Source organism: Clostridium sp. 29_15, from assembly GCF_001916075.1.
Taxonomy (GTDB): Bacteria; Bacillota; Clostridia; order Clostridiales; family Clostridiaceae; genus Clostridium; species Clostridium lentum.
Genome location: NZ_MNRT01000035.1, coordinates 122,424 through 139,888, shown reverse-complemented (window position 1 = coordinate 139,888; position 17,465 = coordinate 122,424). Strand labels below are relative to the sequence as shown.

Here is a 17,465-nt window from a genome sequence, read left to right as displayed (position 1 = left end):
AATATATCATTATGGAGAAATTTTCAATATGATAAGGAATGAAGAAATGAACCAATTTATCTTTGTAACATAAAATATAGCAAAAGTAATTTAGAGGTGTATATAGTGACATATAGTTCTATTTATAATATGATTGGCTTCAATAATGAAGTGGATAGATTAAAGGCACAAGTAAAGTTAGGATGGGAAAAAGAATTTAGAACATTAAAATGGCTTGGACTGAAAAATGGAATGGATATATTGGATGTGGGAGGTGGACCGGGGTTTTACAGTGAAAAGCTTCTGGAAAATCTACCAGATTCAAATGTAACTATATTAGATGTAGATGATAAACTCCTTAAGATTGCTCAAAATAGACTTTCTAATAGTTATTATAAAAATAGAGTAGACTTTGAAAAAACAACTATATATAAAACTGGACTAAAAGATAATACTTATGATTTTGTAATATGCAGGTTTGTTTTGCAACATTTAGATAAACCTGTGGAAGCTGTAAGAGAAATATATCGTATTTTGAAGCCAGGAGGAATTATAGCTATTATAGATTCTGATAGTGGACTTATGGGAATAAGTGATCCTTCTTTCTTAATCAAAAGTGGCAGAAGCTTTTTTCAGGAAATAGAAAAGAGGGCTAGATGGAATAGAGAAATAGGAAGAAAGTTAGTTAAGATACTAAGAATATGTGGATATGAGGATTTGGATTTTGAAGCAGTGACCATTCATAGTGATATTATAGGAATGAAAAATATTTTAAAAATACCTAAAATTAATGATGAACAAATAAAGCTTTTAATGAGATATAATCCTACCGTAGGGAAGGTAATGCAGAAAGTTAAAGATGGAAGATTTGAAAATAGTTATACAATCATTTTATTGAATTTAATTGCCAAAGGAGTAAAAAAAATATGAGATTTTTCAAAATCTCATATTTTATGTTTTAAAGTCAAATTTGTTTGAACATCTTCTGCAAGTAACAACAATTTTTCCTTTACCTCTAGGAAGCCTAAGTTTTTGGTGACATTTAGGGCATTTAGTTATTTTATAGTTACGCTTTTCATTTAAAGAATTTTTAGCACTTTCCACTAATGGATAAAGATTGCCAAAGTGAAAATTAGGAATATTTGCAGGTAATGACTTCTTAAAGAGTGCTAAGAATTTATTACAATATGTATAAAATACATTATACTCCTGACGTCTCTTATAATACTTTTTAGAAAATGCTCTATAAAAAGATAAAATTAGTAGAATAAAAGAAAAAATTCTTGTTATTGGAAAGACATTTAATATTAAAGATATGAAGATCATAAAAATGGAAAGAAGATCAAAGCCATATCTATCATTATAATTAGTCATTTAATATCACTCCATTTGTAATTTTAATTACATTATAGTATATGATAGGGGGTAAAACAATTATATTTAAGTTTTAATAAGTAAAGTTTTTGTGAATTTACTGTATAAATTAAATGACTATAGAGATAATAAAGAGTGTAGGCTTCAAGTTATTATGAGTAGAACCTTATAATAACTTGGATTTTATATATGGGGTACTGCAAAATATCATTGCAGTACCTTTTAAAAACAATGTATTAATATTTTAGGGTATATAGGTATAAAATAGATAATATTGGGCTGTCGCACTAAATAATTAGTGCACAGCTCATTTTTGTTAATAAGTTACATAATAAAATACAATATAACCGAACTGGTAAGCATTGGTTTGAGATAAAAAAAGCTTAATAGTTAAATTTTTCAAGTTTTTTCTGTTAGCTTTATTAAAGTGCTTCTATTTTTAAATAATGTCTATCCATATCATAAAATATGCCTTAAATTTTATAAAAGTATAGAAAAGGAGCTATCGCTAACGGATTTTTTTATTTGCTATTGCGACAGCCCCACATATTTTCTGAAGAAATTTAACAAAAAATATATAAAAAATTAAAAGAAACTAATTGACTTAAAAAAGCATATAAACTAAAATTATACAATAAAAGGAATAGGAGGTAATATTATCGTGGAAAAAGGCAATATATCAATACATACAGAAAATATTTTTCCAATAATTAAAAAATGGCTATATTCAGATAAGGATATATTTGTGAGAGAATTGATTAGTAATGGGTGTGATGCAGTTCATAAGCTTAAAAGACTAACATCATTAGGTGAAGCTAAAGTTGAAGAAGATAATGCTTATAAAATAGTAGTAAAGGTTAATAAAGATAAGAAAATTCTGTCTTTTAGCGACAATGGAATAGGAATGACAGCAGAAGAAATAGAAAAATATATAACACAAGTAGCATTTTCTGGGGCAGAGGATTTTGTTAAGCAGTATAAAGAAAGTGAAGATGAAGGAAAACAAATAATTGGACACTTTGGTTTAGGATTTTATTCAGCTTTTATGGTATCAGATAAGGTGCAAATTGATACTTTATCATATAAAGAAGGAGCAAAAGCTGTTAAATGGATTTGTGATGGTGGAACAGAGTACGAAATAGGTGATTCAAATGAGCAGAAAAGTAGGGGAACTACTATTACCTTATATATAAATGAGGAAAGTAGTGAATTTTTAGATAATTATAAGGTAAGATCTGTAATAGAAAAATATTGTTCTTTTATGCCAGTGGAAATATTCTTTGAAGATGAATGTGCAGAAAAGAAAGATGAGGAAAAAGAGACTCCTATAAATGAAATAAAGCCACTTTGGACTAAAATGCCAAAGGATTGCAGCGATGAAGAATATAAGGAGTTTTATAAGAAGGAATTTAAGGATTATAATGATCCGTTGTTTTGGATCCATCTTAACGTAGATTATCCATTTAATTTAAAAGGTATATTATACTTCCCTAAATTAAAACATGAGCTAGAAGTTACTGAAGGTGAAGTAAAGTTATATAACAATCAAGTTTATGTAGCAGATAATATAAAAGAAGTAATTCCGGAGTTTTTACTATTGCTAAAGGGAGTAATAGATTGTCCAGACTTACCTTTAAATGTGTCAAGAAGCTTTTTACAACAAGATAAAAATGTAATTAAGATTTCTAAACATATTGTTAAGAAGGTTTCAGATAAGCTGGTAAATGTATTTACTAATCAAAGAGAAAATTATGAAAGCTTTTGGGATGATATACAGATATTTATTAAGTATGGCTGTCTAAGAGATGAAAGCTTTTATGAAAAAATAAAGGAAATACTTATATTTAAAGATTTAAATGGTAAGTATTTAACTTTAAAAGAATATATGGAGCAATGTAAAGAGACTCATGAAAATAAGATTTACTATGTAAATAATGAAAATGAGCAAAGTCAATATATAAATATATTTAAAGAAAATAATCTAAATGCAGTTATTCTAAATTGTAGTATAGATAACCACTTTATAACTCTATTAGAAAGAGAAAATCCAAACCTTTCATTTTTAAGAATTGATTCTGATATAAGTGATATCTTAAAAAATACAGAAGATAGTGATGATAATGATGAGAAAATTAAAGAATTATTTAAGGAAATATTAAAAGATAAAATAGAAGAAGTTAAGGTTGAATCTTTAAAGAACGAAGAAATTACAGCACTTATTACAGTTTCAGAACAATCAAGAAGAATGATTGAAATGAGCAGAATGTATGGAAACATGGATATGGCAGCCATGTTTAAGGAAGAAAAAACTTTAGTTATAAATAGAAATAACAAGATTATAAAAAATATATTAACCATGGAAAATGAAGATAATAAAAATCTTATTTGCCATGAGATATTTGATTTAGCTAGGATTTCTAGTGGGGGATTAAGCCCAGAAGAAATTTCTCAATTTATTAAAAGAAGTAACAAGCTTATTGCAAATAATATGAAGATAGATTAAGAATATGAAAAAAGCTGTATCAAAGTTGATATAGCTTTTTTTATATGTAATTATCATTAAGAAAAATTAATGTTTTTTTGTTTATTTTTAGTTTACATTTGTTGACGTTTTTGGTTTAAGTTAAAATTATTCATATGTAAAATCTCCAATTTAATTTAATCTAGTTGTATATGATAAGTATTTTATACTAAAAATGTGAGTTTGTTATAATAAATAGTGAAAGTTCATCTTATCTTCATAGAAAAAACAGATTTAAACACTGTTATTTTTTTAATCTAAAAAATATTATGATATTATAAAAATGTTTTAAAAACAAATAATAATTAAATATACAGTGAAAAAAATGATAGTATATAGGAAAAAAAATAATAACTTAGGGAAAAATGAAAATAATAATATAGATTATAATAAAGATATTTGTTATTATAGATGAGTGTGATTTTATCACTAATGATAAGATTGTTAAAATATTCTTGAAAAGGAGATAATTATGGGAAAAGAAAATAAACAAATGAGTAAATTAACATTAGTTGCGCTTATTTTAATGATTTTCACATCAGTTTTTGGATTTAACAATATTCCAAGAGCGTTTTACTTAATGGGATACTCTGCTATTCTATGGTATTTATTTGGTGCAATTGCATTTTTCATTCCATATGCATTCATGATGGCTGAATATGGTGCAGCATTTAAAGAAGAAAAAGGTATATATGCTTGGATGGAGAGAGCAGTGGGAGCAAAATTTGCTTTCGTTGGAACGTTCATGTGGTTTGCTTCATACATAGTATGGATGGTAAGTGTATCTTCATCAATTTGGGTTCCACTTTCTAATTTAATTTTTGGATCAGATGTTACATCAACGTGGTCATTATTTGGCTTAAATGCACCTAAGACATTAGCTATTCTAGGTGTAGTGTTAATAGTAGTAATTACATATTTATCAACAAAAGGTTTGAAAAGCATTTCAAAAATTGCTTCTGTTGGAGGATTTTTCGTTACAAGTGCAAACATAGTTCTTTTAGTAGGTGCATTAATAGTATTTGGAGGAAATGGATTTAAAGCTGCTGAACCAATAAGCTTTTCAGCCTTCTTTAATTCCCCAAATCCATCATATACATCTATATTAGCAATATTCTCATTCTTAGTATATGCAATATTTGCATATGGTGGGTTAGAAGCTGTTGGTGGATTAGTTGATCAAACTGAGAATTCAGAAAAGACATTCCCGACAGGAATTAAGATTTCAGCTATAGTAATAGCTATAGGATATTCATTAGGAATACTTATGATAGGTCTATTTACAAATTGGCAAGAAATATTAAGTTCACCAGAAGTAAGTAGAGCTAACGTTTCATATGTAGTAATCAAGAATCTTGGAGTTCAACTTGGAAATGTATTTGGACTTTCACCTAAAGGTGCTGCAATAATGGGTACTTGGTTTGCAAGATATATAGGTCTTGCCATGTTCCTTGCTTTAATAGGTGCATTCTTTACATTAATATATTCGCCATTAAAGCAATTAATAGAAGGAACACCAAAGGAAATATGGCCTGAAAGCTGGACTAAAGTTAATAAAAACAATATGCCAGTTAAGGCTTTATGGATACAATGTTTAATAGTAGTTGCTATAATAGTAGTAGCATCATTTGGTGGTGATACTGCAGCGGCATTCCTTGATTTATTAATTTTAATGAGTAACGTTGCAATGACAATACCAACTATTTTCTTAGCTATAGCATTTATAGCATTTAAGAAAAATGATAATATAGATAAGCCTTTTATAATATTTAAGAGTAAAAGTTTTGCAACTATCTGTGCAGTGATAGTAATCATAACTGTTGGTTTCGCTAATGTATTTACAATAATTCAACCAGCCATAGAAGCAAGTAAATATGTTGATACAATAGCACAAATAGCTGGACCAGTTATATTTAGCGTTGTTGCCTTAAGTTTATTTAATGTTTATGAAAATAAAATGAAGAAAAACAAGTTATAGATTAAAATACAATAAGATAGTATAAATTGCGATGATTTATACTATCTTATTATTTAATATAAAAAATAAAATACAATGTAAAATAAGCATTAATGGTAATCCATACTTAAATTTAAAATGATTAGTTTTGTGTCTAAAAAATATCATTGCTAAATATGAACCTAAAGATCCACCAATAAATGATACAGATAGTAGAGTTTTTTCTGTAATACGCCATTTCCTTCTAATAGCCTTTATTTTATCAATAAACATTAAGGCAAATGAAAGGATATTTATAAATAATATATATAATAAAAGAATTTTCATAAATAAAATCATCTCCATCAATTTATTTAATTTTAGATTAAGGAAAATTAATAATCAATTAAAAAAAAGTACATACTAAAAATAAATTAAACTAAGTAAGCTATAATGAATTTTTATGAAAGAAAGTGAAATGAAGTGAAAGAAAATGAAAGAAATGTATTGACAGTGAAAGTAAAGTATCATATTATTTAATTAAATAAAACCTTAACAGAAGTTTTTTTGGAAGCTATGTAAAGGATTAAACAAATGTTGGTAATAGGAGTGAATAAAATGATTAATACCATTACATTAAACCCTTCATTAGATTATATAGTAAAAGTTGACGATTTTAAGGTAGGGCATGTAAATAGAACTTCTAAGGAGGATATTTATCCAGGTGGAAAAGGTATAAATGTATCAATTGTATTAAAGAACCTGGGAGTTAAAAACAGAGCGTTAGGATTTACTGCTGGATTTACTGGAGAAGAAATTGAAAAGCTTGTAGCAAATCATGGAGTGGATAATGAATTCATAAGATTAGAAAAGGGAATGTCAAGAATAAATGTTAAATTAAAGAGCAAAGAAGAAAGTGAAATTAATGGTATGGGGCCAGATATTTCTAAAAATGATATAGAAAAGCTATACGAAAAGCTTGAAGCTCTTAAAGCGGGAGACTTTGTTGTTCTTGCTGGAAGTATACCAAATACTCTTCCTGATGATATATATGAAACTATCATGAAGGACTTTAAAGATAAAGAAATAAATTTTGTGGTAGATGCAACAAAAGATTTACTACTTAATGTATTAAAATATAAGCCGTTTTTAATTAAGCCTAATCATCATGAACTTGGAGAAATGTTCAATGTAAAGCTAAATAGTAAAGATGAAATAATAACATATGCTAAAAAGTTACAAGAAATTGGTGCAAGAAATGTAATTATATCTATGGCTGGTGATGGAGCAATATTAATTGAAGAAAATGGTGAAATAACTATCAGTGATACACCGAAAGGAACGCTAGTTAATTCAGTTGGAGCTGGTGACTCAATGGTTGGTGGATTTTTAGCTGGTATAGCTGAAAATAAAAATATTAAGGAAGCTTTCAAAATAGGGGTAGCTACAGGTAGTGCTTCGGCATTTTCTGAAGGTTTAGCAACAAGAGATAAAGTTGAAGAATTGTTAAAACAATTATAGAAGGAGATATGAAAATGAGAATCGTTGATTTATTGCATGAGCAAGGAATAGATTTAAACTTTGCTCCTAAAAATAAAGCAGAAGCTATTGATATGCTCGTGGAATTAATGGATAAGACAGGAAACTTAAATGATAAAGATGGATATAAAGAGGCTATATTAGCTAGAGAAGATTTAAGTACTACAGGAATTGGTGATGGTATTGCTATACCTCATGGTAAGACTAAAGCTGTAAAGAATGCTTCACTGGCAGCAGCAGTGAGCAAAGAAGGTGTTGATTATGATGCACTTGATGGAATGCCTTCACATTTATTTTTTATGATAGCAGCACCAGAAGGTGAAAATGAAGTTCACTTAGAGGTATTAGCAAGGCTTTCAACTATATTAATGGATGAAGAGTTTAGAAAGTCATTAATTAATGCAAAGGATAAAAAAGAGTTTTTAAATCTTATTGATAAAAAAGAAAAAGAAAAATTCCCAGATGAGCAAGAGGGAGAAGCAGAAGTTAATGCTGATGTAAGAACAGGTTATAGAGTATTAGCTGTAACAGCATGTCCAACTGGTATTGCTCATACATATATGGCAGCAGAAAGCTTAAATGGTAAAGCTGAAGAAATGGGTATATCTATAAAAGTTGAAACTAATGGTTCTGGTGGAGCTAAAAATGTTTTAACAAAAGAAGATATTGAAAATTGTGAAGCTATCATTGTGGCAGCAGATAAAAAAGTTGATATGGCTAGATTTGATGGTAAAAAAGTAATTCAAACTAAAGTTGCTGATGGAATTCATAAAGCAGAGGAGCTAATAAGTAGGGCTGCTAAAGGAGATGCGCCTATTTATCATCATGCTGGTGGTGGCGATGAAGATGAAGCTTCAGCGGAAAAAGAAAGCTTTGGACGTCAAATTTATAAACATTTAATGAATGGTGTTTCACATATGCTTCCATTTGTTATTGGAGGAGGTATCTTAATAGCTTTAGCATTCTTATTTGATGATTATAATATCAATCCAGCTAATTTTGGAAAAAATACACCTTTAGCAGCAGTTCTTAAAACAATAGGAGAGACAGCATTTAACTTTATGCTACCTGTTCTAGCAGGGTATATAGCAATGAGTATTGCAGATAGACCAGGGCTAGCAGCTGGTTTTGTTGGTGGAGCATTAGCAAATTCAGGTATTACTATAGCAAGTGCATTTGATGCTAATATATCTGTTGTTAGTGGTGGGTTTTTAGGTGCTTTATTTGCAGGGTTCTTAGCAGGATATCTTGTACTTGGAATTAAGAAAGTATTAAGTTTCTTACCACAATCTTTAGAAGGATTAAAACCTACACTATTATATCCTTTATTAGGAATTGGTTTAGTTGGTGCAATTTTATTATTTGTAAATCCATTCTTTGGAACAATTAATACTGGCATAACAAATGTATTAAACTCAATGGGTGGAACAAGCAGAGTTATGTTAGGTATGGTTGTAGCTGGTATGATGGCTGTAGATATGGGTGGACCATTCAATAAAGCAGCATATGTTTTTGGTACAGCGTCACTAGCATCAGGAAACTTTGAAGTTATGGCAGCAGTTATGGCAGGAGGAATGGTTCCACCATTAGCAATTGCAGTAGCATCATTAGTTTTCAAAAATAAATTTACTAAAAAAGATAGAGAGGCAGCGGTAACTAATTTTGTAATGGGATTATCATTTATTACAGAAGGTGCAATACCGTTTGCAGCAGCAGATCCATTAAGAGTTATACCTTCAGCAGTAATTGGTTCAGCAACAGCGGGAGCATTATCTATGTTCTTTAATTGTACACTTAGAGCTCCTCATGGTGGTATCTTTGTATTACCTGTAATAGGAGAACCATTTATGTATTTATTATCAGTGGTAATAGGAACAATAGTAGGTGCTATACTTCTTGGAATATTAAGAAAACCAGTTGAAGAAAAAGTAAAATAATATATAAAAAAGACAGAAAATATAAAAAGGATTTTCTGTCTTTTTTATATATTTTAATATTTATTAAAAATAATAAGAATAAAACTTAGCAAATCTTCTAATAATATATTTAGATTTTATTTTAGGAGGAATATTATGGATTTAAAGGATAGCAATACAAAGATAAATTTAATGAGGGCTTTTGCAGGTGAAAGTCAAGCAAGAAATAGATATACTATTGCTGGAGAAACTGCAAAAAGGCAAGGAATGTATATAATAAAGGATTTATTCACTTATACTGCTAATCAAGAGAAAGCTCATGCAGAAGTGTTTTATAGGGCACTTAAGAGCTGTAACAGCGATAATATTAATATAGATGGTGGATATCCGGTGATGATGTCTATCCCAACTTTGCAAAAGTGGCAAAAGAAGAAGGTTTTATAGCAATAAGCAACATTTTTAACAATATTGCAGAAATTGAAAAGAAGCATGGCGAAAGATTTGGTAAATATGCTGATATGATTGAAAAAGATACTTTATATAATAGAGAAGAAGAAACAATTTGGATGTGTACAAACTGCGGATATATATATGAGGGAAAGTCAGCACCTAATACGTGTCCTGTATGTACTTATCCTAAAGGTTATTTTATTGAATTTGAAGAAAGTCCATTTGAATAATAATCAGTAAATAATGATTAAAATGATAGATTAATCTATGTAAAAATAAAAATAGCTAGATTATCTAGCTATTTTTCAGTACCATCAATTAATCTTTTGATATTAGCTCTATGTCTCCAAAATACTAAAAGACATGCAAATAATGTTGCATACACTAAATACTTATCATAACCAAAAAGTAAGGTTGTAAAAAATAATGTAACACCAGCAATTAGTGAACGGATAGATACTACTTTTGTAAATAACTTTAGTCCAAAGAATACTATTGCTGTTACAATAAAGGCCTTTGGTACTATAAACATAAAAGCAGCAGCAGAAGTTGCAACTCCTTTTCCACCTTTGAATTTTAAAAATAAGGTATAGTTATGTCCCAGTATTGCTGAGATAGCTACTAAAGCTAAAGCAATACTTTTATTGCTTTTTAAAAGTCCTAAATATAAGAATAAATATGTTACTAATACAGGTATTATTGCTTTAAGCATATCACATATAGCTGTGATTTTAGATAGTTTTTTACCTGCTATTCTTCCAACATTAGTAGCGCCTATGTTTCCACTACCAAATTTCCTAATATCCTTGTTAAATTTCTTTTTAACTATTATATATCCTGTAGGTATAGAACCCATTAGATAAGAAAAAATAACCAATAAAGCTAACATAAATATCTCCTTTTTATATATTACATACATTATAATATTTTACATTTGAAAATTATGCAAGAGATATTTATTGTAAAGTGATATATGTATTACTTATGTATTGTTAAAATAAATATTAAATTTATGTTAAGAAATATACTACAAGCGAAATATGTCATATAAAATGCGGAAATAAGTTGACATTTGGTAGAAAAATATCGTATTCTGAATAGGGTGCGAAAGATTATTGGTGGTTAATAAAAAATTCGTACAAGTAACTTAAAAAGTAAATAAAGCATGAGGTGAATTATCAATGGGAATAAGACTAGAAAATCTAGTTGTAAAATTTGGTGACTTTACGGCTATTAATGACGTTACATTACAAATTCCAAAGGGAAAGTTAGTGTCGTTACTAGGTCCATCAGGTTCAGGAAAATCAACAACACTTTTTACTATTTCAGGAATTCATAAAGTACATAGTGGAAAGATATTCTTTGGAGATAAGGATGTTACAGGATTAGAACCAGAACAATTGGGAATAGGATTAGTTTTTCAAAACTATGCACTTTATCCACACATGACTGTTAGAGAAAACATCATGTTCCCTTTAAAGAATCTTAAGTGGGATAAGAAAGAAGCATCTGAAAGAGTTGAAGAAGTTGCAAGAATAGTTAAAATTGCAGACCAGTTAGATAAAAAGCCAGCACAACTTTCAGGTGGACAGCAACAAAGAGTTGCTATTGCAAGAGCTTTAGCTAAAAAGCCAGACATATTATTATTGGACGAGCCTTTATCAAACTTAGATACAAAATTAAGAGTTGAAACAAGACAAGAAATAAGAAGAATCCAAAAAGAAACAGGAGTTACAGCTATATTTGTAACACATGATCAAGAAGAAGCAATGTGTATTTCAGATGAAATTGTCTTAATGAAAGATGGTGATATACAACAAATATCATCACCAAGTGATATCTACATGAATCCTTGTAATAAATTTGTTGCTTCATTCATAGGAAGTCCAGAAATGAACTTCATACCATTAAATGTTGAAAATGGAATTGCAAAGGTAGATTCTCTTGAAGTAAATAACTTACCGTTAGATAAAAAGAATGTTTTAATGGGAGTTAGAGCAGAAGATTTTGAAGTAGCAGAAAGTGGTTTAAAGACAATTGTAAAAACTGTTGAAATATTAGGAAGAGAAAGATTACTTACTCTTACTCATAATCAAACAGAATACAAGATGCTTGTAGAAAAAGAATTTAAAATTGAAGAAGGAAAAGAATTAATAGTTAGACCTAAGCTTGGTAAGAGTTATGTGTTTGATGCTGAAAGTGAGGCGTTTATAACAAAATGCTAAAGAAAAATCGCAAAGGATATATATATTTATTACCAGCGCTTGTATTATTAGGGGTATTTGTATTTTATCCAATAATATATACTATAATCTTCAGTTTTGATGAAACAAAAGCAGCAGGATTCCAATTTGGATTTGGTACATATCAATACTTGTTTAATGATAAGAGATTTATTCAGTCGCTATTAAACACTGTAATTTATGCGGTAGTTGTTCCATTTTCATCAGTATTTATTTCTTTAATTCTTGCTAATGCATTAGCGAATATAAAGAATAAAACTGTAAGGGGATTTTTCCAAAGTGTTTATTTCTTACCGTATGTAACTTCAGTAGTAGCTATTGGATTAGTATGGTCATGGTTATTTAATAGTGAATATGGAATAATTAACTACTTATTAGGATTATTAGGAGTTGATAAAATAAATTGGCTTAATGATCCAAAGTATGCAATGATAGCATTAATTATTTTTGCTGTATGGAAGAGTTTAGCATTCAATACATTAATATTAACTACTGGTATTGCGTCAATTAATCCACAATACTATCAAGCTGCTAAAATTGATCAAGCTAAGGGAAGTACAATTTTTAGAAAGATAACAATTCCTCTAGTATCGCCGATGATAGCATATACGTACATGATTAGTTTAATAGCTTCATTTAAGGTTTATACTGAAGTGTATGTTTTATTTGGAGGAAGAACGCTAGATGGAAAGGTATCTACAGTTGTAAGATATATAATCGATAGATTTTACGGAGATCAAGATTTCCCACTTGCATTTGCAGCGTCAGTTATATTATTACTGATTATATTAACAGTTACGATGGTACAAAAAGTAATAACACGTAATAAGATTCACTATTAAGGAGTGCAGAAATGAACCAAAAAAATAATTTCAGAGTAGCTATAAAATATTTTCTACTAGTTATTTTTGCTATAATAACTGTATTTCCGTTTTATTGGATGATTTCATCATCATTAAAGTCAGGATTTGAAGTTATTCAGACACCACCAACAATGCTACCGGAGAATGTAATGTGGTCTAATTATAGCACAGCATTTAGCATGGCTCCATTTGGAAGATATTTTATAAATACAATTATAGTAACAGTATTAAGTATAGTAAGTACAGTTGTAATTTCTATCTTATCAGCATTTGCATTCTCTCACTTAGAGTTTAAAGGTAGAGATTTAATATTTTCAATATTTATTGCATCAATGATGATTCCAGGAGAAGTTTTAATAGTTAATAACTTTAAAACTATATCTAACTTAGGAATGATTGATACATATACATCATTATTTATACCTTATGCGGCAAGTGTATTATATATATATATGTTAAGAGAGTTTTTCTTAACAGTACCAAAGCCACTTTATTATGCAGCTAAAATCGATGGAGCAGGAGACTGGAAATTCTTATGGAAAGTTTTAGTTCCAATAGCAAAACCATCAATAATAACTATATCAATTTTGGTTGGAATCAATTCTTGGAATGCTTTCCTATGGCCGTTATTAGTAACTAATAATGAAAATATGAGAGTACTTGCCACAGGTCTTACAGCTTTCCAATCAGATGCAGGTAATCAATATGAGTTATTAATGGCAGCATCATCTATAATAACAGTTCCAATTGTAGGTGTTTATGTATTCTTACATAAGAAAATTATGAATGGTATTTCATTAGGTGGAACAAAGGGTTAAGATATTTAGAGTGAGGTTCATAGCCTCTCTCTTTATATAAATATATATAAATATTATTACAGAGGTGACTTTAATGAAAAAAAGACTTTTAGCAACTTTACTTTCTAGTACACTAGTGATGACATCATTAGCTGGATGTTCTAGTAAATCAGAAAATGGTGATATGGTTACAGAATTAACTAAACCAATTACAATTGAAATGTGGCATTATATGAATGGGGGACAAGCTGAGGTATTAAATGAAATAATTGAAGATTTTAATGCAACAAATGATAAAGGAATTACAGTAAATGCCATTAGCCAAGGATCTATTGTAGACCTTAACAAAAAAGTAATTTCAGCAGCACAATCAAATAGTTTACCAGCTATTATAAATGTTTATCCAGACGTAGCTACTGGATTGATAGAAGACAAGAAGTTAGTTAATTTATCTTCATTTATCAATGATAAAAATGTTGGTATGGCTGATGAAATGGATGATTTTGTAGATGCATTCATTCAAGAAACATCTCAATGGAATAACGGAGAAGTTTATGGACTTCCAATGACTAAATCAACAGAAGTATTATATGTTAATAAAAACATGTTAGAAAGTTTAGGGTATACTTTAGAAGATTTAGAAGACTTAACTTTTGAAAAGTTAGCAGAAATATCTAATAAAGCTGTTACAGAATTAGGTGTAGCAGGATTTGGTTTTGACTCTTCTTCAAATGCTTTTATTTCATCATTAAAAATGGATGGACTTGATTTTGTTGACTCAAAAGGTACTATTAATGTTGATAATGAATGGGTTAGAGAATATATGACATTCTTCCAAAAACAAGCAGAAAGTGGAGCTTTCAGAATTGCTGGGGAAGATAAATTCCTTTCAAATCCTTTTGTTAATCAAAAAATGTTATGTTACCAAGGTTCTTCAGCAGGATATGCATACTTAAACAATGATGGAGCTTTTGAAATTGCGGTTGTAGAAGTACCTGTATTTGAAGGAAAAGATAAAGCAGTTATGCAACAAGGAGCTTCATTATTTGTAACTAACAATGTAAGTGCAGAAGCGCAATATGCTGCTTACGAGTTTGTAAAGTTTGCAACAAATGCAGAAAATACTGCTAAATTTGCAACTGCTACAGGATATCTTCCAGTAAGAAAATCAGCAGTTGAAACAGAAATAGTTAAAAATATTTTAAATGATGAAACTTCATTATACAGCCAAGTATACAATGTAGCTCAAAAATCACTTCCATATGCATACTATACACCAGCTATAAACAATGCTCAATCAGCAAGAACAGTAGCTCAAGAAAAGTATGAAGCGTTTATGTCAGGAAGTATTAAAGATGTTGAAGTTTTAGTTGATGATATAGTATCACAAGTTCAAACATCAATAGGACGTAACTAATAATATTTATATAAAATATTACCTACCTAGTTTGCTAGGTAGGTTTTTTCTTGAATTTAAATAGAAATTTGATATAATAATATGTTAAGTATTATAATAATGCTTAACATAAAATAATAATGGAGAGTATAGCTTATGAAAAAAATATTAATCAAGAATATTTTAGAAAAAATAGAAGAATTCGATAAAATAGCGATATTTAGACATGTATTTCCTGATCCAGATTCATATGGTTCACAAAATGGATTAAAAAGTATAATAGAAAGTACATATCCAGATAAAAAGGTATATTTGTTAGGAGAACATTTAGAAAAATTAGGATATATTGGAACTATGGATGAAAGTGTTGTATGTGATAAAGATACTTTGGCTATTATTGTGGATGTGTCTAATAAAGAAAGAGTAGATAATCAAAGCTTTATGGATTGTGGTTATATAATAAAAATTGATCATCATAAACCTTTTGATGCTCCTTTTGAAGATTTAACATGGGTAGATACTGAATATTCATCATGCAGTGAAATGATATTAGATTTTTACTTAGCAAATAGTGATAGATTAAAGATTGAATATAATGGTAGAAAAGCATTATATACAGGTATTATTGGCGATACAGGAAGATTTGCCTATGTAGATAATCCAACAGAGCTGTTTAAAAAACTGCCAACAATAACTTTTGATTTACAAACAAAAGATATTTACGCAAATCTTTATAGAAGAAAAGAAGAAGAACTAAAATTCTTAGGTTTTATCTATAGCAATTATGAAAAAACAGAAAATGGAGTAGCTTATTTAAAAATTACTTATGATAACGTGGTCAAATATGGATTAACTCCTATAAAAGCAGTAAGAATGGTTAATGCACTTCAAGATACAGCAGGGATAATAAATTGGCATTTCTTTGCTGAAAAAGAAGATGGAAGCATCTTCTGTGAATTTAGATCTAATGGACCTAGAGTAAATGATATTGCTTTTAAATATGGCGGTGGTGGACATATGTTAGCTGCTGGTGCTTCAGTTGCATCTTGGGATGTTGTAGACAATATAATAAAAGATATGGATGATAACTGTAGGGAATTTAATAAATAATTTAAAGTTAAGAAGTTTTATGTATAAAAAAGCATAAAACTTCTTTTTTTTAAAATAATTTTGGTATATTATGTAATTAATACTAAAAATAAACTTTAGTATTAAAGTTAGTAAAAATATATGAATATAGGAGAGGAAAGAAATATTATGAGAAGATTTACATTACCAAGAGATATTTATCATGGAAAAGGTTCATTAGAAGTTTTAAAGACTCTTAAGGCTAAAAAGGCTATAGTTGTAGTTGGTGGAGGCTCAATGAAGAGGTTTGGCTTCTTAGATAAGGTAGAAAGCTATTTAAAAGAAGCTGGAATGGAAGTTGTTTTATTTGAAGGTGTTGAACCAGATCCTTCAGTGGAAACAGTTATGAAGGGTGCAGAAATGATGAGAGATTTTGAACCGGATTTAATTGTTGCTATGGGAGGGGGATCTCCAATAGATGCAGCCAAAGCAATGTGGATTTTTTATGAATATCCTGAATTTACATTTGAAGAAGCAGTGGTACCTTTTGGACTTCCTGAACTTAGACAAAAGGCTAAATTTGTGGCAATACCATCAACTTCAGGTACAGCTACAGAAGTAACAGCGTTTTCTGTAATCACTGATTATAAGGCTAAAATAAAATATCCTATAGCTGATTTTAATATAACTCCAGATATTGCAATTATTGATCCAGATTTAGCACAGACAATGCCACCTAAATTAGTGGCGCATACAGGAATGGATGCACTTACTCATGCAATAGAAGCTTATACTGCATCTTTAAGATCTAATTTTACTGATCCTTTAGCTCTAAAAGCTATATCAATGATTAATGAAAATTTAATAGAATCTTATAAAGAAAATAAAGAATGTAGAGAATTAATGCATGAAGCACAATGTCTTGCAGGAATGGCATTCAGTAATGCATTACTTGGAATAGTTCATTCAATGGCACATAAAGTTGGTGCAGTATTCCACATACCTCATGGATGTGCTAATGCTATTTTCTTACCATATGTTATCCAATATAATAGAAAGGCTTGTGAAGATAGATATGCAGATATTGCAGAAGTATTAGGAGTAAAAGGAAAAGATAATAAAGAATCTACAGATTTATTGATAAATAAGATAAGGGAATTTAATAAAAAGTTAAGTATACCTGCATCTATGAAAGAATATGGAATTACTGAAGATGAGTTTACTTCAAATGTTAAGTTTATAGCTCATAATGCTGTTCTTGATGCATGTACATCATCAAATCCTAGAACAATTGATGATAAGACAATGGAAAAACTGTTAGTCTGCACATACTATGGAAATGATGTTGAACTATAATTTTATTTAAAAATTGTTAAGGAAGTG

The 17,465-nt window shown here is 29.1% G+C and carries 14 protein-coding genes and 1 pseudogene; 12 read left to right on the top strand and 3 right to left on the bottom strand.

All coding sequences use genetic code 11. The annotated features are described in order from the left end of the window. Window positions 1-105: 105 nt before the first annotated feature. The gene (locus tag BHW04_RS08130) at window positions 106-909 is read left to right on the top strand and encodes a class I SAM-dependent methyltransferase (protein WP_022212350.1); all 804 of its coding nucleotides are present in this window, start codon (window positions 106-108) and stop codon (window positions 907-909) included. Between the two features lie 21 nt (window positions 910-930). Here BHW04_RS08130 and BHW04_RS08125 read toward each other — a convergent pair whose 3' ends face one another. After that, window positions 931-1,353: a hypothetical protein gene (locus tag BHW04_RS08125; protein WP_022212351.1), complete on the bottom strand. Its 423-nt coding sequence runs from the start codon at window positions 1,351-1,353 to the stop codon at window positions 931-933. A 655-nt stretch (window positions 1,354-2,008) separates the two neighbouring features. Between BHW04_RS08125 and htpG the strand changes: the two genes are divergently transcribed. Together htpG and yjeM are read left to right on the top strand one after the other, a co-directional pair. Further along, complete coding sequence (htpG, locus tag BHW04_RS08120) at window positions 2,009-3,856, top strand: molecular chaperone HtpG (RefSeq protein WP_302699365.1); 1,848 nt, start codon at window positions 2,009-2,011, stop codon at window positions 3,854-3,856. Between the two features lie 490 nt (window positions 3,857-4,346). Further along, window positions 4,347-5,852, top strand: coding sequence for a glutamate/gamma-aminobutyrate family transporter YjeM (gene yjeM, locus BHW04_RS08115; RefSeq protein WP_022212353.1), 1,506 nt, complete (start codon window positions 4,347-4,349; stop codon window positions 5,850-5,852). Window positions 5,853-5,888: 36 nt separating this feature from the next. Here yjeM and BHW04_RS08110 read toward each other — a convergent pair whose 3' ends face one another. After that, complete coding sequence (locus tag BHW04_RS08110) at window positions 5,889-6,158, bottom strand: DUF1294 domain-containing protein (RefSeq protein ID WP_022212354.1); 270 nt, start codon at window positions 6,156-6,158, stop codon at window positions 5,889-5,891. Between the two features lie 270 nt (window positions 6,159-6,428). On the opposite strand from BHW04_RS08110, the gene pfkB reads away from it, so the two are divergent. The 3 genes and pseudogenes from pfkB (at window position 6,429) to BHW04_RS08095 (ending at window position 9,945) form a co-directional block, all read left to right on the top strand. Further along, window positions 6,429-7,331, top strand: coding sequence for a 1-phosphofructokinase (pfkB, locus tag BHW04_RS08105; protein ID WP_022212355.1), 903 nt, complete (start codon window positions 6,429-6,431; stop codon window positions 7,329-7,331). 14 nt (window positions 7,332-7,345) lie between these two features. Next, a complete protein-coding gene (locus BHW04_RS08100) occupies window positions 7,346-9,286 on the top strand; it encodes a PTS fructose transporter subunit IIABC (RefSeq protein WP_302631907.1) in 1,941 nt (646 codons plus the stop codon). Between the two features lie 135 nt (window positions 9,287-9,421). After that, window positions 9,422-9,945 (top strand): annotated as a pseudogene (locus tag BHW04_RS08095) (rubrerythrin family protein). 68 nt (window positions 9,946-10,013) lie between these two features. Here the strand turns inward: BHW04_RS08095 and plsY are convergent. Continuing rightward, window positions 10,014-10,604, bottom strand: coding sequence for a glycerol-3-phosphate 1-O-acyltransferase PlsY (gene plsY / locus BHW04_RS08090; RefSeq protein WP_022212358.1), 591 nt, complete (start codon window positions 10,602-10,604; stop codon window positions 10,014-10,016). Window positions 10,605-10,896: 292 nt separating this feature from the next. Here plsY and BHW04_RS08085 point away from each other — a divergent pair, with 292 nt between their 5' ends. The 6 genes from BHW04_RS08085 (at window position 10,897) to BHW04_RS08060 (ending at window position 17,438) form a co-directional block, all read left to right on the top strand. Further along, the gene (locus BHW04_RS08085; RefSeq protein WP_302699359.1) at window positions 10,897-11,940 is read left to right on the top strand and encodes an ABC transporter ATP-binding protein; all 1,044 of its coding nucleotides are present in this window, start codon (window positions 10,897-10,899) and stop codon (window positions 11,938-11,940) included. Further along, window positions 11,934-12,800 (top strand): carbohydrate ABC transporter permease, encoded by an 867-nt coding sequence (locus BHW04_RS08080; RefSeq protein WP_302699358.1) that lies wholly within the window; start codon window positions 11,934-11,936, stop codon window positions 12,798-12,800. Before BHW04_RS08085 ends, BHW04_RS08080 begins: the two co-directional genes overlap by 7 nt. Before the next feature lie 11 nt (window positions 12,801-12,811). Continuing rightward, complete coding sequence (locus BHW04_RS08075; protein ID WP_022212361.1) at window positions 12,812-13,639, top strand: carbohydrate ABC transporter permease; 828 nt, start codon at window positions 12,812-12,814, stop codon at window positions 13,637-13,639. Window positions 13,640-13,712: 73 nt separating this feature from the next. Then, window positions 13,713-15,035: an extracellular solute-binding protein gene (locus BHW04_RS08070; RefSeq protein WP_022212362.1), complete on the top strand. Its 1,323-nt coding sequence runs from the start codon at window positions 13,713-13,715 to the stop codon at window positions 15,033-15,035. 135 nt (window positions 15,036-15,170) lie between these two features. Continuing rightward, on the top strand, window positions 15,171-16,124 hold the full coding sequence (locus BHW04_RS08065) for a DHH family phosphoesterase (RefSeq protein ID WP_302631410.1): 954 nt from the start codon (window positions 15,171-15,173) through the stop codon (window positions 16,122-16,124). A 147-nt stretch (window positions 16,125-16,271) separates the two neighbouring features. Next, window positions 16,272-17,438, top strand: a complete 1,167-nt coding sequence (locus BHW04_RS08060; RefSeq protein ID WP_302699357.1) for an iron-containing alcohol dehydrogenase — start codon at window positions 16,272-16,274, stop codon at window positions 17,436-17,438. Window positions 17,439-17,465 lie beyond the last annotated feature (27 nt).